Here is a 20815-nt window from a genome sequence, read left to right as displayed (position 1 = left end):
TGCGCCACTCGTCATCAGAAAAGCAAGCTTCTCTATGTTACCGTTCGACTTGCATGTGTTAGGCCTGCCGCTAGCGTTCATCCTGAGCCAGGATCAAACTCTTCATCGTAGATTCTTAAATTTGGTGAGATCATAAAAGATTATTTAAAATCCTCTTACCACCAGCAAAACCCCCGATCAAAAGCCCTCCCAACTCGGTCCAGGTTTTTTTAATATTTCCTTGACGGATGTTGTTTGTACTTACCAAGTTATAGCTCCCCCCGGCTAGGAAGGGATCTACACTTAATGCTGTATGTCATTATGTCAATGAACAAAAAACAAACCGCCTCACGACGGCTTCCTTTTTCTCTCGCCCCCAAGGTTCCCCTCAAAAGCGGGTGCAAATATAGGAGGTATTTCTTGCTTCCACAAACTGCATGAAGAAATTTTTGATTTAAAATTGTCTTAAAGAATTAAGCGATTGTTTTTCAAATAGTTACAGTGGAAAATTATTTGAAAATAACTGGCGGAAAACCCAAAGCATTCAGCCTCAAAGACCTAGGCTCGGAAACCTGTAACATCCCAAAAGGGCTCAGACTGCAGAAGCAGGAGAAAAAATCGTTATGAAAAGAAATTCCAAACCAACCCGAACCGGATCACAAAATCGCGGTAGGGATAATCGGGTGCTGCAAAGAAGTTATTCTGGCTGAAGAAGGAATTAAAATGTTCGGCCTTCAAATATATCCGGGTCTGCTGTACCCGGGCATTGATAAAGAAGTCGAGCATCGGGAAGCCGCCGAGCTTTTCCTGGTTCTGTACATAGAATTCCGCCATGAGCGGATTGTAGGCATCCATATAATAGGAAGTAAAATACTTGAAGGTTACCCCGGTCTGCAGGTACATGGCCTTTTTGAAAACCTCGCTGGAAAAATAAAGCGTATTGCGGGTTACCAGTGTTGGCAGGTTGAGCACATCCGCAGACTGATCTACTTCCTGATATAAAACGGTATTGTTCAAAGCCCAGGATCCAAACTTAAATTCCTTCTGATACTTCAGGCGCAGGTAACTCACCTGATCGCTTTGTTGGACCGGACGGATAAACTCCCGCTCCCTTCCTTCCCCGATTTGCTCTGCAGTAGCTGAAGAGGCGAAATAGGAAAAATTGCTGATCGTGCTCAAGCGCGCCTCGATGGTACCGAAGCGATCAGATTCCAATCGCCCGAACAGACTTTGGACCTGTTCATTTTCAAAAGAACTGCTGTTGTCCCAATTGAAATTGACATAACCCGACTGATATAAGAGCATATTAAAGTTCGGCTTCCGGGCGCTGTGGTGTATCCCGGCATCCAGGCTAAACTTTTCTCCCAGGGGCATCCTAATATGCGCATTGAGGTAGGAATCCGTCAGGTCCCCGATCAAGCCCAGCCCCCCTTCGGCTTGCAGCGAGATCGGACCAAAAGACTTTTCCCAAAATGCGCCGGTCAAGACTTCTGAGTCGCTCAGGTTGCTCGGGATGGTTTGCTCTTCAGTGATGAGGATACTGCGAAAGAAATACTGGTAGTCAAAAAGCTGTGCAAAGCCGCCCAACTTCCCAAGGTATTTGTTTTCCCAATGCAGCGACAAGCGGTTGTCAAAAGTCTTCAGATAAGCCTGGTCCTTAACTGGTGTAAAAATGGCGTCTCCGAAGTAAGCCGTGTTATTGGTGTTCTGATTGTATTGGAACCACTGCGTTTCGTAAGTGAGCTGGTGCCCCAGGTACACTCCGCTTGAGGATACGGTACTATCGGATTTTTTGCCCAGTAACTTAAGGGAATGATCCAGGTAATACCGCTTCCCATTGCGCTGGTTCTGCACGTTGTTGAAACGAACATCGAGGCGGGATCTATCGGTAAAATCTGAATCCCCGCTTTCGAATTGCGCTTCCGAGTTGGCCAGCCCCCCATTTTCCTGCGCCAGTATATCCTGAGCTACGATATGGGCGCGCATGGTATAGGTTCCCTTTTTATTTTGATGGTTAAATGTTGCCCGGAAATTCCCGGACGTTACTTCCTCCTGCTGGTATTTTCCACGAGATCGGAACCCCTTAAAGGCAAGGGACAAATTTGTGCGCCGGCTGAAATTTGTAGTTACCATAGCGTCCAGCAGTTGTCCTTGTTCCAGGGTGGTCTTAAAAAACAAATCTGTGGTGGGCGTGGCTACATTGTAATACGACACCTCTTCCCGATCGATATAATTCGGATCTCGAGCGCTGGCGCCGATTCCCGGGAAGGGACTAACCCTTCGCAAGTCTGCTCCAAGCCGATTATAAGGCTGGCCAATATTGGCGAATGGCATCAATTCAAAATCGTCCTGTCGAAGGAAATTGTAGCGGTATTCCTTTTCTATGGTAAGCGTAGTATCGAGGAAAGTGGTATCCCGCTGATGGGAGATAATTTTGTAATCGGTTATTTTCAGATTGGGATCGGTAATGACCTGTCCGACATCCCGCGTTTCCCGATTTGGGTCATTGGGAAAGTTGTTATTCTGAGGAAAACTATCGTCCTGCCTGAGGGTAGGATTGACCACCTGGGCCCCGGAAGCAGTAAGCCAAAGCAGGGCAAGACTGAGTAATAACTTGCGATGTGCGACCTTCACAGGGTCAAAGGTATCTTTTTTGTTCTAAAGAATTTGTGAAAGTTTAATCGCCTGACGGCGACATAAGTTAAAGCTTACCGCTGATCCGTATTTGAACCCAGCATACCGAACGGAATTGCTGATCTCAATAATTTTGAACATATTTACCGGAAAAATTGGTTATGAAACGCCTGCTTTTGATAGGCTGCTTGCTTGCGGCTGTACCCCTTATGAGTCAGCACCACCCGGGCACACCGTGGATGCAATCCCTCAACAAGGAAGCTTCTCCTGCCGCGAGGCAATCCAACCCAAACTATACCCTCCCGCAAATTTCTGCTGCTTTTGAGAAGTATTGGGAAGACAAAGACCGCTTTGCCAAAGGAAGTGGATACAAACCCTTCAAGCGCTGGGAATACTACTGGCAGCACTTCATGGATGAAGAGGGATACCTGCCGGCGCCAAAAGAGATCTGGAATGCCTGGCAAGCGAAACAAAACGCGGCTTTTGCCAAGAACCCAACCAGTAACTGGACTTCGGTAGGACCCGAAAGTCCCGGAGTATTTCCCGGACAGTTGTCCGGTACCGGAAGGATCAACGCCATTGCCGTAGATCCTAACGATGAAAATACCTGGTACATCGGAGCTCCTGCAGGGGGGATCTGGAAATCTACCAATGCCGGGGATTCCTGGGAAAACCTCTTCGACGAGTTTCCACAAATCGGAGTTTCCGCTATTGCAATAGACCCCAACAATTCAGACATTATATATATCGGCACCGGAGACGACGATGCCTACGATTCCTACAGTATAGGAATATTCAAATCCCTCGATGGGGGTCAAACCTGGAATGAAACAGGAATTAACCCGGAAACCACCGATGTCGCTTCTCTGATTTCTGAGGTAATCATCGATCCAACCAACTCGGATATCCTTTGGGCAGCTACCAGCGACGGGCTGTTCAAAACCATTAATGGAGGAGACAGCTGGGACTTGATGCGCAACGGTTACATCGCGGATCTCGAGCTAAAGCCAAACGATCCGAACACCATTTATACCGTTACCAATGCCTACATACTAGGGGGTGGAAATAATACAACCTATTACCGTTCGACCAATGGCGGGCAGGATTTTGAGGAAATCGGCTCGGAAGATCTCCCGGCCAATAATGGACGGGTACTTCTGGCTGTAACTCCGGCAGATCCCGAATTAATCTATGTACTGAGTACAAATACCGGTGCTGAGGCCTACAGCTACCAGGGCTTTTACAAGTCTACAGATGGTGGAGATTCTTTTCAGGTAGCCCTGAACCGTGACGATATTATTGAGTCCCGACAAGCCTGGTTTGATTTGGCCCTGGAAGTGAGCCCAACCAATCCGGACGAAGTTTATATGGGATGTCTGAACATCTGGAAAACCACAGACGGCGGGGACAATTTTGACAAGCTCAACGAGTGGTTCATTGAAGATGAAGCCTACAGCCATGCGGATATCCATACCATTAAGATTTTTGGCGATAAAGTATTCGCCTGTACCGATGGAGGAATCTATGTTTCCGAAGATGGAGGCCAGACCTTTATTGACAAAACCGCAAACGCTGCTGTTGGGCAGTTCTATCGCTTATCCGTTGCCCCGGGGAATTCGGGAATAATGACCGGTGGTTTGCAGGACAATGGCGGACAGATTCTCGGAGGAGGAGCCTGGAACAATTACCATGGAGGAGACGGAATGGACAATGTCATTGATCCGAACAACCCCTCTTTAGTTTATGGATTTACTCAGTTTGGAGGATCCCTGAATGTTTCTGCAGACAGTGGAGAATCCCTGGGACGTTTTGGTCCACCGCGGGACGATAACAATCGCCCACAACAAGGAAACTGGATTACTCCCCTGGCCATTGCGCCCGATGGAGAGGTATACTCCGGTTTCGATGCCCTTTATCGCTTTACCGGTTCCGGATGGGAAAAAGCCTCTTTGGGCCTTGGCGAAGGCGTTGACGACATTGAAATTTCCACCACGGACCCTCAGGTGATGTATGTGGCGCAAGAGCGTGACCTGTATTACACCGAGGATGCCGGGGCCAGTTTTTTACGAGTGGCCACCCTACCCTCCCCGATCGCTGACATCGCTATTAATTCGAATGACAATCTGATTTCCTATGTAGTGACTTCCAGCCGGGTTGGAACTGCTCAGCGCTTCCAACCGGTCGATCGCGGGGTGTTCAAAATTACCATCGATGGGAATGACGGAATCGTTGAGGAAATTACCAATAACCTGCCCGAAGATCAGGCCTATTTCTGTATCGTTCACCAGGGTAGGAGTAGTACCAACCCGATTTATGTAGGTACCAGCCTGGGGGTTTATCGCCTCGACGATACCCTGACGGAATGGGAGGATTACTTTACAGGTTTACCCAATACAACGATTAGTGATCTCGGCATAAGTCTGGATGACGGAATAATTGCAGCCTCTACCTATGGTCGGGGAGTATGGGTCTCTCCAATACCCGTGGAACTGCCCCCGTCCGACGTACGTATGTTAGCCGTACTTCCCGAACGTGGAACGGTTGTTTGCGGGGAGGTTATCCCGGAGTTGCAAATAGAAAACGGCGGACAGGACCCCATAACCGAAGTCGAAGTCAGTTACAGCCTGAATGGTGTAAATCAGACGCCCTTCACAGCCACAATTGACCTGGCCAGCGGTGCTACAGGGAACATTGCCTTACCTGCCATTGCCGCCAGTGAAGTGGGGGAAATTTTGATCGAGGCCAGTGTAACTATCCTGGGGGATGCCTTTACGGATAATAATACCTCGCAGACCCAGGTAATTGTAAATTCCAACCAGCCAGCGAACTCTATTAACACCTTTGAAAGCGCCAATAGTGACCTGGTTACCTTTAATAGTACCGGGGGTGGAAGCCTTTGGGAACGCGGAATTCCGACCGGGGATATCCTGAATCAGGCGGCCTCGGGTGAGCAGGTTTACGGAACCAACCTGGATGGGAACTACAGCAATGCTACCCAATCCTTCCTCCTGACCTCCTGCTATGACTTGTCGGCCATGCGAGCTCCGACCCTGGAGTTTACTATGGCTTACGACCTGGAAATCAATTTTGATATTCTTTACGTACAGTATACCCTGGATGGTGGAGAAAGCTGGAATGTGCTGGGTTCTGTTAACAGCCAGCCCAATTGGTACAACAGCGATCGGACGAATGCCTCCTCGGGCAACGCAGACGACTGCCAACTTTGTCCGGGAGCACAATGGACCGGTACCGATGGCGAACTTCGGGAATATGCATATAATTTCACGTTGAATGCGGTTAACGGAGAAACAGATCTGACCGGAGAAAACAACGTTATTTTCCGTTTTGTATTCCATTCTGATCCTTCTGTATTCCAGGAAGGTGTAATTATCGACAACCTAGGTGTTACCGAACTTATAGACGACGAGGACGACGACGATGACGGCGTTCTTGACATCAATGATAATTGTCCGCTTCTGGCGAATGCCGATCAGGCCGACAACGATGGCGACGGTATCGGGGATGTCTGTGACGATGACGACGACAACGACGGAATCCTGGATTTTGAAGACAATTGCCCCTTTACGGCCAATGCCGATCAGGCCGATACCGATGGCGACGGCATTGGAGACGTCTGTGATCCGGATAATGATAATGACGGGGTGCCGAATGCTCAGGACCTTTGTTCTGGAACGCCGCTGGGCGCCATTGTGGATACGGATGGGTGTGAGGTCTTTTCGTTATCGCCAAGTAATTTCCGCGTTCGCGCAGTAGGTGAAACCTGTATTTCCAACAACAATGGTTTTATCGAAGTCATGGCCGAAACGGAGTTGAACTACACCGCTACTTTAAATGACGGAAGCGGCTCGAGCGAGCAAGCTTTCACACAAGCGGTTACATTCGAAAATTTAGTTGCCGGAAGCTACACCCTTTGCATAACTGTCGAAGGGCAGCCGGAGTATCAGCAGTGTTACAACCTCACCGTAACCGAGCCCGATCCGCTGTCGGTGAGTTCCCGGATCAGTTCCCTCGCACCAGAGGTAGAACTCGATCTGCAAGGGGGTAATGAATACTTTATTGAACTCAATGGGCGTTCGTTCCGAACTACGGATTCGAGCATTCGCCTGACGCTGGATAAACCGATAAACGAGCTTAAAGTGAGCACCGAGCTGGGCTGTCAGGGCGCCTACACAGAAACAATTGTGCTGCAGGCAGAGCCGCTGATCTACCCCAACCCGGTAGGTAATGAAATCCTGAATATCTATTTCGGGCCTGAGGCGGTGGAATCCGAACTAACCCTCTACTCCCTCAATGGGGCCCGGGTATTTGCCAAAACCCTCAAGGAGGATAAAACGGAGGTGGAATTTGACATGAGCGGTTATCCTTCAGGGATTTATGTCCTGAATGTACGCACCGATAACGGATTGAAAATCTATAAAATAGTGAAGCGATGATTTTGAAGAAAGGAGTCTTATTTTGTGCTTTACTGTGCCTGGTCGCCTGTGGTGGTGGCGGAGGCGGAGGCGGAGAGGAACCTGAGCCGGAACCAAGGCCACAGGCTACCCCACCGTCGGCAGTTGCCTTAATTTTTCCTGAGAATAATACGGAGTGTACCGAAGGAACCGTGGTGAACGAAAACATCAGTCGTATACCTTTCCAATGGACACTTTCCGAGAATACGGACACCTATGAGGTGGTTATTCGTAACCTGGATACAAACGACGAAAGCACCTTTGTCGCCAGTACCAATGAAGCCGATATCAGCCTTGCCCGGGGAACCCCGTTTGAGTGGTTCGTTATCAGCAGGGCTAATGGGGTAAACGAAACGGCCACCAGTCCTACCTGGCGCTTCTTTAACGAGGGGCCCGGTATTGAAAATTATGCCCCCTTCCCGGCACAGGCTGTTGCTCCACAGCGTGGAAGCTTTATTGATTTTACGCCAACCTTCGTACTTATCTGGGAAGCGACAGACGTAGACGACGACCTGGAAAGTTATGAGGTCTTCTTCGGTACTGATCCGAATGATCTGCCTTCCGTAGGCACCTCGGATGTTCAGGAAATCGAAGTCGATCTCACAGCCGGCACCACCTTTTACTGGCAAGTATTGAGCGTGGACTCCCAGGGGAATACCTCAACCTCTGAATTGTTCGAATTCCGGGTGAATTAAACAAAAAAGGGTAATCCTGAATACCTGTCAGCCTCATGCTTCAACCCTACTACCATTGCGAATGTGAAGCAGGGACTGATGAGGCAGGGCGAGGTTGTTTGGCGGGTCCGGTTACGGCTGCTGCTGTAATCCTTCCTCCTGGATTCCGACATGAATTGCTCAACGATTCCAAAAAGCTATCCGAACGGCATCGGGAAGAGTTGGCTCCGATAATTCGCGAGGCCGCCCTCAGTTTTGCAGTAATCCACCTTCCTCCAGAAACCATAGATGCCATAAACATCCTGCAAGCATCTATCAAAGCCATGCACCTGGCCCTGGAACAGCTTACGGTAACCCCGGCTGCGATTGCTGTGGATGGGAATAAATTCAAACCCTTCAAAACCATCCCCCATCATTGCCTGATCAAAGGAGACGGGCGCTTTCTCAATATCGCGGCGGCCTCTGTTCTGGCTAAGACTGCTCGGGATAATTATATGCTGGAACTTCATGAGGAATATCCCGATTATGCCTGGGACCGGAACAAGGGATATCCAACCGCAGCCCATCGAGACGCCTTGCGGAAATTCGGCCCCACACCCTTCCATCGCAAATCGTTTCGATTATTGCCAGAACAGTTGAAAATTGAATTCTAGGCAGTACTTTTACGGTAATGCAACTACGGTTTCCGTCACTCGTACTTAGATCCCTGGCCCTGCTTTCCCTGGTGCTTGTCATAGGCGGCTGTCTGCCAGAAATACAGGATAATCCAGCGGCCGAGGAATGGATTCCTGCCCAGACTACTGCACTCATAAAAATCCACGATGCGGAACGCTTTCGTTCCGATTTCAGAAATAACAGCCTGATCCTGTCCTACCGGAAGGCCAGCGAGAATTTTCGCATTATGGACCTGGTCGAGGAAGTGTTGAATCTAGAAATCGAAAACGGTGCGCTCCTCGCCATACTTCCAGAAGATTCCACGCGAACAGCCGCACAGCATTGGCTGCTTATCATGCCCGAATCGGCCTCCCCAGTGGCGCCGGACTCCACGGGATTACATCGGAAACAGGAAAAAGGATTCGTTAGGATAAGCCCTGTAGAAGCTCTAGTAAATGGGCAGCGAATTGCCCCGGAGCAACGCCCCCTGCTCCAGCGCTCCTTGCAAACGGCCAATCCGCGGGCTTCGGCTACGCTTTTACTTCCCGAAGCTGGAGAACATCCGCTAAAGGACCTGCTGCTCACTCCCATTAGCAAGCTTCCGGTTCAATTGGGGGAATTACCCCTGCAAAACCAGATAAACTGGTCGGCATTTGATCTGGATTTACGTTCGGATGCGCTATTGGTACAAGGGGTGCAAATCCGTCCCGACAGCCTTTGGGACCAACGAAAATTATTGCGTGGCATCCCGGTTTTACCCCTTCAGGAAAGCTTCCGCCTTATGCCGGAAAACGCCCGGGCCATGTTTTCCTATTCCCTTCAGGAACCTCAGGTCTTTCTTTCGAACCAGGAGCAGTGGCTGGCCCGGGGCAACGCCTACCCCGCCCTGGTGGAAAGCTCAGAATCCCTGAGTCTGCTGGAATCGGGGACGAAATCCCTGACTGTATTGGGCAGCCTGAATCCCGATGTGGTCCTGGAAACCTTCAGGCCCTTCAGCAGTGCCCTTGAGGATTTCCAGGGTATACAACTCTATGCCTTAACGGCAAATGAGGTGTTAACCGAAGCCTTTGAACCCCTGCTTAATACAGTTCCCGAATTGCCTTATATGGCCCAACTGGATTCCTATTTTGTGTTCTCTGAGGATTTGGAAGCTTTGAGAGACCTGATTAGCGCCTACAGCCGGAAAAGTACTTTTGGTTATAGCGAGCGTTTTGACCAACTGGAGGAATTCATTACTTCAGAATCCTCTGCCCTTGCAATAGCCCTGGAACCCGGATCGTCCCGATACCTGACCGATAGCGCTAATATCCTTGCCTTACCGGCGGCATTGCAGTCACCCCTCCCGGACAGCTATTTATACACCGCTCAGCTCAACAGCTCGCTGACCCGGGACTTACTGGAATATCAGTTTCGCAAAAAAGCGAGTCCATCCGGCAGTGGAACCGGAACGCGAATGGTATTTAACCAAAAACTGGAAGGTACTATTCTGGCCGGGCCATTCTTCCTGAAAAACCACCTGACCGGTCGCCTGGACATCGCCGTACAGGACGATCAGCATCAGTTATACCTGTATTCAGATACCGGCAAATTGTTCTGGAAAAAGTCCTTGTCAGGACCCATTCAAGGAAAAATCGGGCAGGTAGATCTCTTTAAAAATGGCCGTTGGCAAATGGCCTTTACCACACCCGGCAACCTTTGGATCCTCGATCGGAATGGAAGAAATGTCGCGCCTTTCCCCAGGGAGTTTCCAGGTGGAAATCTGGGACCCCTGGCTGTATTTGACTACGAAGGAAATCAAAACTACCGCCTGGTATTTAGCCAGGGGAGTAAAATACACATGTATGACGGACAGGGTAAAGTAGTTCGCGGCTTTAAATACACCGATGCGGGAAGCTCGGTGCTCGGTGCGCCCCAACACTTTAGGGTTGGCACCCGTGATTACCTTGTTTTTCGGTTAGAAAGTGGACGTTTGGAAATTCGAAACCGCGTTGGAGATACCCGGGTAAGTGTTAAAGATCGCTTTGATTTTTCAGGGAATGGGGTTTACTACTACCGGGATGCCTTTGCCTTTACCGAAAAGAATGGAACTTTAGTCACCATAACGCCCCGGGGCAAAATAGGCCGAAACCCCTTTAGCCTGGCTGGGGATCACGGTATGTTCGCGACAGCCAAAACCCTGGCGTTGGTCAATGAAAATCAGCTACGGGTAAAAGGAAACACCACTGATCTGGATCTCGGGGTGTATACCGGACCTGTTATCTTTTACCTCTACGATATCATCTATGTGGCCCTGACCGATATCCAAAGTCAGCGGCTCTATTTGTTTAGAAGCGATGCCTCGGGAGTTAGCGGCTTCCCAGTAGAAGCCAACGGCATTCCCGATATGGCCGATACCGACGGGGATCGTAACCCCGAACTGGTAGTGCGCTACCGGGACAGTGCTTTTGCACTCTATCGACTCCAACGATAGCGTCGCTACCATCGATACGCTCTGGACTGCGACTTATACAACGACAGGGATCACTTTAGAAGGAAATCCTTACCTTCCAAATAGTTAATCCTTTCTTACGAGACACCATGAAAACCAATACTACAAAGCACCTGAGGATTTTGGGTGTATTTATCCTGTTTAGCCTATTTAGTTTGCCTGCTGCACATGGGCAGCTCCTGAAGAAATTAGGTAAGCGCGCCGAGCGCGCCGCGGAACGCACCATTGAGCGCCGTGTCGACAAGGAAACCTCAGAAAAGACAGACCAGGTACTCGACAGTATCCTGGAACCCGGATCCAAAGCACCCGATAACCCCGTACCTCCAGACACCCCCGATACCAATACCGGCCAAAATGAGGGGCAGTCTCCAAATGCCGGAGGCGGCAGTACCACCGGAAATGTAGGGGGCAGTGCTTCCGGACCCCGATCCCTGGAAGTGTACAGCAAATTCGATTTTGTCCCCGGGGATGAAATCCTGTTCTTCGATGATTTTGGAGATGATTTCATAGGCGACTTTCCGGCCAAGTGGAATACGAATGGAACAGGAGAAGTCGTAAGCTTTGACGATGGCAGTGGAAAATGGTTCGAATTGCAACCAGGTAGTAGCACCTATTATGTGGCAAACCTAAGCGGCCTTCCCGATGATTACACTATTGAGTTCGATATAGAGAGCATCGGGATGGACAAACAGACTTCATCCAACGCTCTTTTAAAGGTAATACTGGACGACAACGACACCTTTAGATATGGTGGCAATACAGCCTGGGTCTATCTTCCATTTTGCCAGTACACCCCAATCGGCGTAAGACTTTGGAACCAGGTAGATCGACAACGAACCATTAGCAATACGATCAAGGCGGATCTTCGTTCCATCATGACCAGTCGACCACATATCTCCATTGCCGTTAATGAACAACGGTATCGCTTGTATATCAATGAACAAAAATATGTAGACGTCCCCAGGATGCTTGGTCCCGGCAGCCCAGTAGACTACTTCAAACTGCAATTATCCGGAACCAAACTGGGTAAAGAAAGGGTATTCGTTACCAACTTAAGAATAGCCAAAGGGGGTGAAGACTTGCGCCGTAAATTGCTTGCAGAGGGCAAAATCTCCACGAATGCCATCCTTTTCGATTCCGGATCGGCCAACTTGCAGCCGACATCTATGGGGGTTATCCGACAGATTTCGCAGGTATTAATGCAGGATAAGGCCATGCGACTTCAAATTATCGGTCATACCGATTCAGATGGCGAGGATGCAGCCAACCAATCGCTATCCGAAGCCCGGGCTGCAGCTGTTAAAGATGCCCTGGTAACCATCTACAATGTCTCCGGGGAACGCCTCGAAGTAGCTGGTAAAGGCGAATCCGAACCCGTAAGTGATAATTCCAGTCCTAGCGGCAAGGCCAAGAATCGCCGCGTTGAATTTATTAAAATCCAATAAGCCAATCCCATGAAGAATTTACTAAACCCTGCAAATCTGAAGCCCTTAAAGCCCGCCTCACTTGTTGCCTTAACCACCCTCTTGTTATTTTTTTTAGGTCCTGGCCTAAAGGCACAGAATTGCAGCACGTACTATCCCATCGAAGAAGGGGTCCGTTTGGAATACAAACTCTACGGGAAGAAAGATAAACTGGAAGGTACACAATGGCAGGAATTCACCGAGGTAACATCCACCGCTGGTGGTGTGGAAGCTACGGTGCAAATGGGGTTTGCCAACGCCAAGGGGAAAGAAGAATTCACTTCGTCTTATTCCATGAGCTGTAACGACAACGTGGTCCATATCGATTTCGAGTCCTTACTCTCCAGCGCCATGCTACTCCAGCAGGAACAAATGGAAGCAGAAATAACAGGAACCGACCTGGAACTTCCCAATAATCTGGAAGTAGGCATGGAGCTCCCCGATGCTGATGTTCAGATGAAACTGAGTATGGGAGCGATGAACATGAATATGGAGGTGAACACTACTGACCGCAAGGTCGAAGCCAAGGAATCCATTACCACAGAGGCCGGAACTTTTGAGTGCTATGTGATCTCCAGCAACACCCAATCAAAAATGATGATGGCCGACAAAACCTTTCCTTCGAAACTTTGGTTGGCCGAAGGAGTGGGCATGGTCAAGACGGAAACGTACAATCAGAATGGCAAGCTGATCAGCCGCATGGAGTTGAGTGGCATTTCCCGTTAAACCGCCTGGGTCTCCGCCTCGAAAAGTTCCATAAAATGATGGAGGAGGCGTGCTTTTACCTCCCGGGTGGGCACAGCGCGGCCGAGTTCGGCTTGCAGGGAAGTCACGCCTTTATCCCGTATGCCACAGGGGATCATCAGATCAAAATAGCTCAGGTCCGTGTTTACATTAAACGCAAAGCCGTGCATGGTAACCCAGCGGCTGGCGCGCACGCCCATGGCGCAGATCTTTCGCGCACGAGATGTTCCAACATCGAGCCAAACTCCGGTTTCTCCTTTGGAACGCTCCCCTTTAAGCCCATAATCGGCCAGGGTGAGAATCACCATTTCCTCCAGCAGGCGCAGGTATTTATGGATATCGATAAAGAAATTCTCGAGATCAAGGATCGGATAGCCTACAATTTGACCGGGGCCATGGTAGGTAATATCGCCCCCACGGTTAATGTGGTAGAAGGAAGCCCCCCTGGATTCCAGGATTTCCTTACTGGCCAGTAAATTGGTCTTATCCCCACTTTTCCCCAGGGTAAACACATGGGGATGCTCCACAAAAAGAAAGTAGTTCGGGGTGACCAAACCAGCGTTTTCCCGCCTGTTGCGAATTTTGATATCGAGGATACCCTGAAAACGACGTTCCTGCTCTTCCCAGCACACGCCAAAATCCATGAGTCCGAGATCTTCGACAGCTACCTGTTTATTCATAGTGCAAAGGTAGGCATCCGCCGCGAGAGCTTCAATCTTCAAGGACTACCTCCAGATCCAGGATTTTGGGATCCTTGAGGTAGTCGACCAGGTCGACCTGCCGGATGAGGGTTTTCCCATCAATACTCAGGGTAGCTTCAGATGCTGTAGTGGATTTAACCCGTGAAGGGAAGTGGATTTTAAGGGTATAGGTAGATCCGGAAAGGAAGGATGCGGATTCCGCAAGGCTATCCGCCTTCATTTTGTGCCGCTCCGGGTCGGTAATAGTAGTCTGCCTTTTAAAGACCCCTTTCCTAAAGCTGAATTCCATTTCACTGGTGCCACGAATTTCCGGGGTAGGTGGTGTTCCTCCCGCACCCGGAGTATTTTCCAGAGCACTGGCATCCTGAAAAGTTTCGAAAGTATCCCCAATTGCAGCGATATCATCGAAATCACGTCCAAAGGACAGGGTCATCTCCTCCGTCTCCGGATCTGCTTTTATATGCATACGGTAAGGTCGCAGTTTCTCCAGCCGCTCTTGTTCCTCCGCAGATAACTGGGCGATACTATCTTTCTTCTCGTCCAGAATATCGGAAAAATACATCACGGAATCCATAGCCTTGGTTTTTTCCACCGTATCGTTAAGTGCCCCCGCCATGGCCATCATTTCCGAAGCATCAAAACTCAGGGATACACTTCCGGTACCATCCGAATTTATGTAGATGTCCTCCGTAAAATTACAGGCTGTAAGGGTCAGGGCGAGGCAGGGGATAAAGGCCAATGCCCTTCCGCGTAATTGTGCTGTTTTCAGAATCATGTCGTCAGTTCGGATTGTTGAGGATAATCAGGGCCGCAATAACGCCGGGCACCCAACCGCATAATGTTAAAAGTAATACAATCAGAAACGATCCACAACCCTTACCAATTACGGCAAGCGGCGGGAATAAGATGGCCAGGATTACACGAAGCAGACTCAAAACGATAATGGAGATACGATTCAACCATAGGTCGCAGCAGGGTGGAAAATGTTACATTTTCCCTTACTTTTAGAATCGTAACTATGACTATCGGGAAAAACATCCTTCTCCTTGGCCTGTGGCTTAGCTGTGGTGTGCTACATGCCCAGTACTATTTCGCGGGTGAACTGGGCGCTGAAAATGCAAATAAGGAGGTGTACCTGTCCCTGATCGAGGATTTCAGGAAGTCTTCCCGCCCCTACGCGGATCAATTTGTGAGCCGCACGCGCAGCGATTCCCTGGGGAGGTTTGAATTCCGGGGGAACATGCTCAATATTTCCAATCGCATCTACAGCATACACCTCGATGGATGCGCCTCGGAATCCCTGGAAAATGGACACAGTGCTACCCAATGTGATCAGATACAATCCATAAATTTTATCGCTTCCAACCAGGACACCCTGTATTTTCCCAGCAGTTTTGCCGGCCAAATATTCTGTACTATTGAGGCTGCCAACCCAAACGCAGCGGACCTGCTGTCGGTAGAAGAGGAACGACTGTTTATGGCTCAGGATTTTGCCGAAGTTCAAAGTCCTGCAAGTCTGAAACTCCGTAGCGAACACTGGTATGACAAGTGGAAAGCGATGGGGTTGGCCAGTGGAGAACCCCTTACGGAACTGTATATCTATACCTTCCTATCCGAGCGAAGCAGCCTTACTCGGGAGCACTACCTCGATAAATTGCAAACGGACACCTATTTCCAGGGTTTACTGGAAAGGCTGCAGCTAAAGTATCCCGAAGCTTCCTTCACCGAATTATACGCCCGGGAATTACAGGCCGATCAGGCCATGCTTATGGGCGATGCGGATTTACTGCCCTGGCCTACCCTGTTGCTGGCAGGCCTGTTACTCCTTTCATTGCTTCTAAATGCGGGCTTATACCGCGGCCTTCGCAAAGCCAAAACGAACTCCACCCCGATAACTGATAAACTGACTTCCCAGGAAAGACGCATTGCCGAAGCCATCCTTTCCGATGCCACGAACAAAGAGATCGCCCAGCAACTATTCATTAGCCACAGTACGGTTAAAACCCATATCAATAACCTGTATAGTAAGGTTGGTGTAAGCAATCGGGAGGAACTGAAAAAACAGCTGAAACTATAAATCCACCCCGGGTCTAGTCCCTAAACCCACCCGGTTTTCCTTGATTCCAGGCCCTGGCTTCCTGCATATTCGCAAGCAAAACCATACGATTATGTTTGCGAATTCAAAGATTACCGGGTCTTTATCCCGGCCAACCCTGTACCCTTTTATGTTGTTATTTACCCTGCTCGTATCCGCATTAAATACCGGGGTATCGGCCCAAACCTATCCGGAGGAAATTGTTCTGGAGAATGGGCGGCGTTTCCTGGTAGGACCGATGAATCCGGAAGACCTTGAACAGGGTAGCTACCAAAACTGGTATACCCCAGGTGTTGAACAATACACCCCAGATACCCCACTGCTGAAGAATCTCAAACCCTTGCTTAACGACGTAGCCATACAGGTATTCCTGGGTACCTGGTGTGGAGATAGCCGACGGGAAGTTCCCCGATTTATGAAACTGCTCCAAAGTTTGGATTACCCTATGGAGCAGCTCCAGTTCATCGGCGTGGATCGGCGTAGTGAATTTTACAAGCAAAGTCCAAACGGGGAACACATCGGTAAGAATATCCTGCGCGTGCCTACCTTTATTCTACTGAAAAATGGTGTTGAAATCGGCAGGATTATCGAACGCCCGAATATTAGTCTGGAAGCCGACCTTTGCGATCTGCTGAGCTGCAGCCCAAAGCTACCGGACGCACAGGGGGAATAGTCTGTAGCCTTCGAATGCTTATCCCTCAATCGGAATTGAAGTCCGCTTCTAAAATATGCCGGCAAAAACGTAATTTTGCACTTTACTTTTTCAAGGCATGCAACTATCCGAACAGGAAATCATTCGCAGAGATAAGCTAAAAAAGCTCAGGGATTTAGGGATCGAACCTTTCCCCGCAGCCCAATACCCGGTCAACACCCTTACGCGAGATATTCGCGAGCACTACGAGGAAGGCAAATCGGTAAACCTGGCCGGACGGCTCATGTCACGACGGATTCAGGGGAAGGCCTCTTTTGCGGAACTGCAGGACAGTACGGGCAGGATACAGGTGTACTTTAACCGGGACGAGATCTGCCCGGGGGAAGACAAAACCCTGTATAACGAGGTTTACAAAAAGCTACTGGATATCGGGGATATCCTTGGGGTGGAAGGAGAACTCTTCACCACACAGGTAGGCGAAAAATCCGTCTTGGTCAAAAATTTTACCGTGCTGGCTAAGGCCCTGCGTCCACTCCCCCTGCCCAAGAAAGATGCCGAAGGGAATGTCTATGACGAATTCAATGACCCGGAGCAACGTTATCGGATGCGCTATGTAGACCTTGTCGTAAATCCCAAAGTCCGGGATACTTTTGTCAAACGCACCAAGGTTACCAACACGATTCGTTCCTTTTACAATGAGAAAGGATACCTGGAAGTAGAAACCCCTATCCTGCAACCCATTCCCGGGGGAGCAGCAGCGCGGCCATTCGTTACGCATCACAATGCCCTCAACATTCCCCTTTACCTGAGGATTGCGAACGAACTCTACTTAAAGCGCCTTATTGTAGGGGGCTTTGACGGCGTCTATGAATTCTCCAAGGATTTCCGAAACGAAGGAATGGACCGCACCCACAACCCGGAGTTTACCGTAATGGAACTCTATGTGGCCTACAAGGACTATTTCTGGATGATGGATACCACGGAGCAATTACTGGAGCGGGTGGCTACCGAAGCCAACGGGAGCACCCGGGTACAGGTAGGAGAGCACCTGATTGACTTTACAGCACCATACCCTCGTGTACCCATCCTAGATGCTATCAAAGAACACACCGGCCATGACGTTAGCGGCATGGGGGAATCGGAATTGCGCGAGGTTGCCAAATCGCTGAATCTGGAGGTAGATGAAACCATGGGTGTCGGCAAACTCATCGATGAAATTTTCGGGGAATGTTGTGAGCACCACTACATCCAGCCTACATTCATTATTGACTATCCGGAGGAAATGAGCCCGCTGACCAAGGCACATCGAAGCAAACCGGGGCTTACGGAGCGTTTTGAGCTTATGGTCAATGGAAAGGAAATTGCCAATGCCTATTCCGAGTTGAACGACCCGATCGACCAGCGGCGCCGGTTCGAAGAACAACTTCGTCTCTCTGAAAAAGGCGATGATGAAGCCATGTTTATCGATCAGGATTTCCTGCGCGCCCTCGAATTTGGAATGCCCCCCACCTCGGGTATCGGGATTGGAATTGATCGGCTGGTAATGTTGCTTACCAACAACGCTTCCATCCAGGAAGTGCTGTTCTTTCCACAAATGAAGCCTGAAAAGAAACCGATCGCTTTGAGCGAAGAGGAAAAAGCAGTGCTTGACATCTTAAAAACCCAAGGGGAGATGGAACTGGGAGCTTTGAAATCCCAGAGTGGCCTCAGCAACAAAAAGTGGGACAAAGTAACCAAAGGATTGCGCCAGAAAGAACTGCTCGAAATTTCAAAAGACCACGATGCCCTGATCGCCCGGTTTACAGGTTAAAATACCTCCCGAAAACCGGATGATTCTCGAGTAGCATACTCAGTTTCGCATTCCAGCTTAAGTTTTCAACGTCTTCGGTTACTGGATACTGCCAATCGTAAAAGGCATAAGATTGCACGGGTATCTTGACGCCATACAGTTTGAGATAGCCAAATTCTTTGTTTTTGGGGCGGAAGTTACCGATAGCTTCCTCCAGGGCTGCAATCATTTGATCGCGATCGTAGGTCTTGGGTAAATATTCTCCAAGAAGTTCGGTAATCTGGCCATTATCGGCCAGGCCGTTGTAAAAAACATGGGGTAAAAGGGTCTTGATGGCCTTCTCGGATTTCCCCTGACCAAAGTAGACCCTCGCATAAAGCGAAGCCTTGTAAATGGCACTTGCTGTAAGTTCATTTCCGCAGAAGTGCTTGTAGGGATACACCTTGTCGTATAGATACACATAGGTTTCCGCCTTGTCGTATTGCCTGGCTTCCAGGTAGAGCTCGGCCAGGTGTGCAGCGCTTCGATTCTTGAACAACGCATATTGTTCCATAATGCCTCCATAGGGCTCCAATTCATCAAAATCAGATTTCATAATCTCCTTAAAGGCGATTATGGCTTCCTCGGATTTACCGAGTTCCCGGAGCAAACTAGCCCGATTGTACATGGCCCTGGGTCGCAATTCGGAGTAAGGATGGGCGGCGAGAAATCGTTCAAACCCCAGGAGGGCGGGCCAGTAATCCCCGTCGTAGTATAAATCCGTTAAATCATCGAACCAGCTTTCCGGTGTTCTGGGAGTGGACTGCGCAATCCCGGTGAATACAGAAAAAATTGCAACTAAAAGGACCAGATTTCTCATAACTTCTTGCTTTGGAATCACAATTTGAAAAACCCAACCAGGCAAATCAAGCGACTTTGAGTGAACGCGACGTTTGGTTGGGCCAGCGCATATTACCGGCCAGTGTCACAAAAAAAAACCCTAGCTTAGGCCAGCAATTCTTCCATCTATGGAACGCACAAAGGGAATAGGCCTGATAGCCGGGCCGCTCGTCTTTTTACTACTGGCCTTCTGGCCGGGGGGCCTGGTCTCCCCCGAAGGCGACAAGGTGCTGGCCATGGCTGCCTGGATGGTAATCTGGTGGATTACCGAGGCCGTTTCCATTTCCGTTACAGCCCTGCTCCCGCTACTGCTTTTTCCCTTGCTGGGAATTATGGAACTTCCGGATGTCGGGGCCAATTATGGCAGCCCGATCATCTTCCTGTTTTTTGGTGGATTTGTGCTGGCCCTTGCCCTTGAAAAAGTAAACCTGCACCGTCGGATTGCCTTAACGATAATCAATAAGACAGGAACCGGGCCGCAGCGTGTGATCCTGGGCTTTATGATTGCCACGGCTACCCTTTCCATGTGGATTAGCAACACGGCCAGTACGGTGGTCATGCTTCCTATTGCCCTATCCGTCATCCACCTGCTCATTGCCGACGAAGACGGGTTCACCGCCAAGGATAAGAATTTTGCCCTGAGCGTCATGCTCGGGATTGCTTTTTCCGCGAATGCAGGAGGAATTGCCACGGTGATTGGTACACCGCCGAACTCCGTATTGATCGGGTTACTGGAAAACGAGTATAACATCGAAATTTCCTTCTTGCGGTGGATGACCATTGGCCTTCCGGTATCGCTCATCCTGATCACCATTTGTTATCTCGTACTCGTAAAATGGATGTTTCCCTGTAAGGGTCTGGAGTTCGCAGCTTCCCGGGATGTCATAAAAGACGAGTTGCACAAATTAGGACCGGCCAGTGCCAAAGAAAGGCGGGTACTACTCATTTTTGGCATCACGATCTTCCTGTGGATATTCCGCACCCTGATCAACGACCTGATTCCTGGTCTGGGCCTGACAGACACAGCGATCAGTATGTTTGGTGCCATCCTGTGTTTCGCCCTACCCTTCAATTTTAAGCGGGGGGAATTTATTTTGGAGTGGAAAGACACTTCCCGCCTGGCCTGGGGGATACTCATCCTTTTCGGGGGTGGGTTGGCGCTGGCCAGGGGAATGTCGGCCAGCGGACTGGTCGATATCGTTTCAGGCGCCATCGCACAGAGCGAGATCAGTATACTTTTTACAGCCTTCCTGTTAATCTCCCTGATGTTGTTCATGACGGAACTCATGAGTAATGTTGCCCTGGTTGCCGTGCTGGCCCCCGTGGTGGCGGGAATTGCTATCGGGTTGGAAATCCCTATGTTGCACTTATTGATCCCGGTTACGATAGCCAGTAGTTGTGCATTTATGCTACCCATGGCCACACCTCCCAATGCCATAGTCTTTGCCAGTGGCTATATCAAAGTGCATCAGATGGCCCGGGTGGGCTTTATCCTGAATTGCATATCTATTGCACTCCTCGTCTTGCTTTTCCAGTTTGTGATCCCACTGCTTTTCTAATAGTGCCCCGGTTACCACAAAAGTAAAGCCCC

Annotated in this window: 15 protein-coding genes and 1 rRNA gene; 10 read left to right on the top strand and 6 right to left on the bottom strand. The window is 49.6% G+C overall.

Translation table 11 applies throughout. The annotated features are described in order from the left end of the window. Nucleotides 1–109, bottom strand: a 16S ribosomal RNA gene (locus tag BM318_RS08045); the annotation flags it as partial. A 491-nt stretch (nt 110–600) separates the two neighbouring features. Continuing rightward, nucleotides 601–2613 (bottom strand): putative porin, encoded by a 2013-nt coding sequence (locus tag BM318_RS08040; protein WP_092981986.1) that lies wholly within the window; start codon nt 2611–2613, stop codon nt 601–603. Nucleotides 2614–2774: 161 nt separating this feature from the next. On the opposite strand from BM318_RS08040, the gene BM318_RS08035 reads away from it, so the two are divergent. The 6 genes from BM318_RS08035 to BM318_RS08010 all read left to right on the top strand — a co-directional run bounded on the left by BM318_RS08035 (nt 2775) and on the right by BM318_RS08010 (nt 13090). Beyond that, entirely contained in the window at nt 2775–7067 is a 4293-nt protein-coding gene (locus BM318_RS08035; RefSeq protein WP_092981985.1) for a thrombospondin type 3 repeat-containing protein, read from the top strand. After that, nucleotides 7064–7780 (top strand): hypothetical protein, encoded by a 717-nt coding sequence (locus tag BM318_RS08030; protein ID WP_092981984.1) that lies wholly within the window; start codon nt 7064–7066, stop codon nt 7778–7780. Before BM318_RS08035 ends, BM318_RS08030 begins: the two co-directional genes overlap by 4 nt. Nucleotides 7781–7815: 35 nt before the next feature. Further along, on the top strand, nt 7816–8412 hold the full coding sequence (locus BM318_RS08025; protein WP_092981983.1) for a ribonuclease HII: 597 nt from the start codon (nt 7816–7818) through the stop codon (nt 8410–8412). Between the two features lie 17 nt (nt 8413–8429). After that, nucleotides 8430–10883 (top strand): hypothetical protein, encoded by a 2454-nt coding sequence (locus BM318_RS08020; protein WP_092981982.1) that lies wholly within the window; start codon nt 8430–8432, stop codon nt 10881–10883. A 107-nt stretch (nt 10884–10990) separates the two neighbouring features. Next, a complete protein-coding gene (locus tag BM318_RS08015) occupies nt 10991–12346 on the top strand; it encodes an OmpA family protein (RefSeq protein WP_092981981.1) in 1356 nt (451 codons plus the stop codon). Between the two features lie 9 nt (nt 12347–12355). Continuing rightward, nucleotides 12356–13090 (top strand): TapB family protein, encoded by a 735-nt coding sequence (locus tag BM318_RS08010; protein WP_245759771.1) that lies wholly within the window; start codon nt 12356–12358, stop codon nt 13088–13090. Here BM318_RS08010 and lipB read toward each other — a convergent pair. The 3 genes from lipB to BM318_RS07995 are packed head-to-tail and all read right to left on the bottom strand — an operon-like array spanning nt 13087 to nt 14744. Further along, nucleotides 13087–13788, bottom strand: a complete 702-nt coding sequence (gene lipB / locus BM318_RS08005) for a lipoyl(octanoyl) transferase LipB (protein ID WP_092981980.1) — start codon at nt 13786–13788, stop codon at nt 13087–13089. The two genes, BM318_RS08010 and lipB, sit on opposite strands and share 4 nt — an antisense overlap. A 31-nt stretch (nt 13789–13819) precedes the next feature. Continuing rightward, complete coding sequence (locus tag BM318_RS08000) at nt 13820–14584, bottom strand: hypothetical protein (protein ID WP_092981979.1); 765 nt, start codon at nt 14582–14584, stop codon at nt 13820–13822. 4 nt (nt 14585–14588) lie between these two features. Beyond that, nucleotides 14589–14744, bottom strand: a complete 156-nt coding sequence (locus BM318_RS07995; RefSeq protein WP_092982124.1) for a YqaE/Pmp3 family membrane protein — start codon at nt 14742–14744, stop codon at nt 14589–14591. 83 nt (nt 14745–14827) lie between these two features. Here BM318_RS07995 and BM318_RS14490 point away from each other — a divergent pair, with 83 nt between their 5' ends. From BM318_RS14490 to lysS, 3 genes are all read left to right on the top strand, one after another. Next, on the top strand, nt 14828–15886 hold the full coding sequence (locus BM318_RS14490) for a helix-turn-helix domain-containing protein (RefSeq protein ID WP_092981978.1): 1059 nt from the start codon (nt 14828–14830) through the stop codon (nt 15884–15886). Nucleotides 15887–15977: 91 nt separating this feature from the next. Then, on the top strand, nt 15978–16577 hold the full coding sequence (locus BM318_RS07985; protein WP_143099939.1) for a TlpA family protein disulfide reductase: 600 nt from the start codon (nt 15978–15980) through the stop codon (nt 16575–16577). 97 nt (nt 16578–16674) lie between these two features. Then, entirely contained in the window at nt 16675–18366 is a 1692-nt protein-coding gene (gene lysS / locus BM318_RS07980) for a lysine--tRNA ligase (protein WP_092981976.1), read from the top strand. Here the strand turns inward: lysS and BM318_RS07975 are convergent. Continuing rightward, nucleotides 18356–19204, bottom strand: coding sequence for a tetratricopeptide repeat protein (locus tag BM318_RS07975; protein ID WP_092981975.1), 849 nt, complete (start codon nt 19202–19204; stop codon nt 18356–18358). The two genes, lysS and BM318_RS07975, sit on opposite strands and share 11 nt — an antisense overlap. A gap of 148 nt (nt 19205–19352) precedes the next feature. On the opposite strand from BM318_RS07975, the gene BM318_RS07970 reads away from it, so the two are divergent. Then, the gene (locus BM318_RS07970) at nt 19353–20783 is read left to right on the top strand and encodes an SLC13 family permease (RefSeq protein ID WP_092981974.1); all 1431 of its coding nucleotides are present in this window, start codon (nt 19353–19355) and stop codon (nt 20781–20783) included. The last annotated feature ends 32 nt before the right edge of the window (nt 20784–20815 follow it).

It is taken from the genome of Robiginitalea myxolifaciens (assembly GCF_900115205.1).
GTDB lineage: Bacteria > Bacteroidota > Bacteroidia > Flavobacteriales > Flavobacteriaceae > Robiginitalea > Robiginitalea myxolifaciens.
The sequence above is the reverse complement of the archived record's forward strand: the minus strand, read 5'-3'. Positions and strand labels throughout refer to the sequence as shown.

What these genes read in the sequence shown, in the direction of transcription:
- BM318_RS08035 (WP_092981985.1), top strand. Translation starts at nt 2,775, where the DNA reads ATGAAACGCCTGCTTTTGATAGGCTGCTTGCTTGCGGCTGTACCCCTT.
- BM318_RS08030 (WP_092981984.1), top strand. Translation starts at nt 7,064, where the DNA reads ATGATTTTGAAGAAAGGAGTCTTATTTTGTGCTTTACTGTGCCTGGTC.
- BM318_RS08025 (WP_092981983.1), top strand. Translation starts at nt 7,816, where the DNA reads ATGCTTCAACCCTACTACCATTGCGAATGTGAAGCAGGGACTGATGAG.
- BM318_RS08020 (WP_092981982.1), top strand. Translation starts at nt 8,430, where the DNA reads ATGCAACTACGGTTTCCGTCACTCGTACTTAGATCCCTGGCCCTGCTT.
- BM318_RS08015 (WP_092981981.1), top strand. Translation starts at nt 10,991, where the DNA reads ATGAAAACCAATACTACAAAGCACCTGAGGATTTTGGGTGTATTTATC.
- BM318_RS08010 (WP_245759771.1), top strand. Translation starts at nt 12,356, where the DNA reads ATGAAGAATTTACTAAACCCTGCAAATCTGAAGCCCTTAAAGCCCGCC.
- lipB (WP_092981980.1), bottom strand. Translation starts at nt 13,788, where the DNA reads ATGAATAAACAGGTAGCTGTCGAAGATCTCGGACTCATGGATTTTGGC.
- BM318_RS08000 (WP_092981979.1), bottom strand. Translation starts at nt 14,584, where the DNA reads ATGATTCTGAAAACAGCACAATTACGCGGAAGGGCATTGGCCTTTATC.
- BM318_RS14490 (WP_092981978.1), top strand. Translation starts at nt 14,828, where the DNA reads ATGACTATCGGGAAAAACATCCTTCTCCTTGGCCTGTGGCTTAGCTGT.
- BM318_RS07985 (WP_143099939.1), top strand. Translation starts at nt 15,978, where the DNA reads ATGTTTGCGAATTCAAAGATTACCGGGTCTTTATCCCGGCCAACCCTG.
- lysS (WP_092981976.1), top strand. Translation starts at nt 16,675, where the DNA reads ATGCAACTATCCGAACAGGAAATCATTCGCAGAGATAAGCTAAAAAAG.
- BM318_RS07975 (WP_092981975.1), bottom strand. Translation starts at nt 19,204, where the DNA reads ATGAGAAATCTGGTCCTTTTAGTTGCAATTTTTTCTGTATTCACCGGG.
- BM318_RS07970 (WP_092981974.1), top strand. Translation starts at nt 19,353, where the DNA reads ATGGAACGCACAAAGGGAATAGGCCTGATAGCCGGGCCGCTCGTCTTT.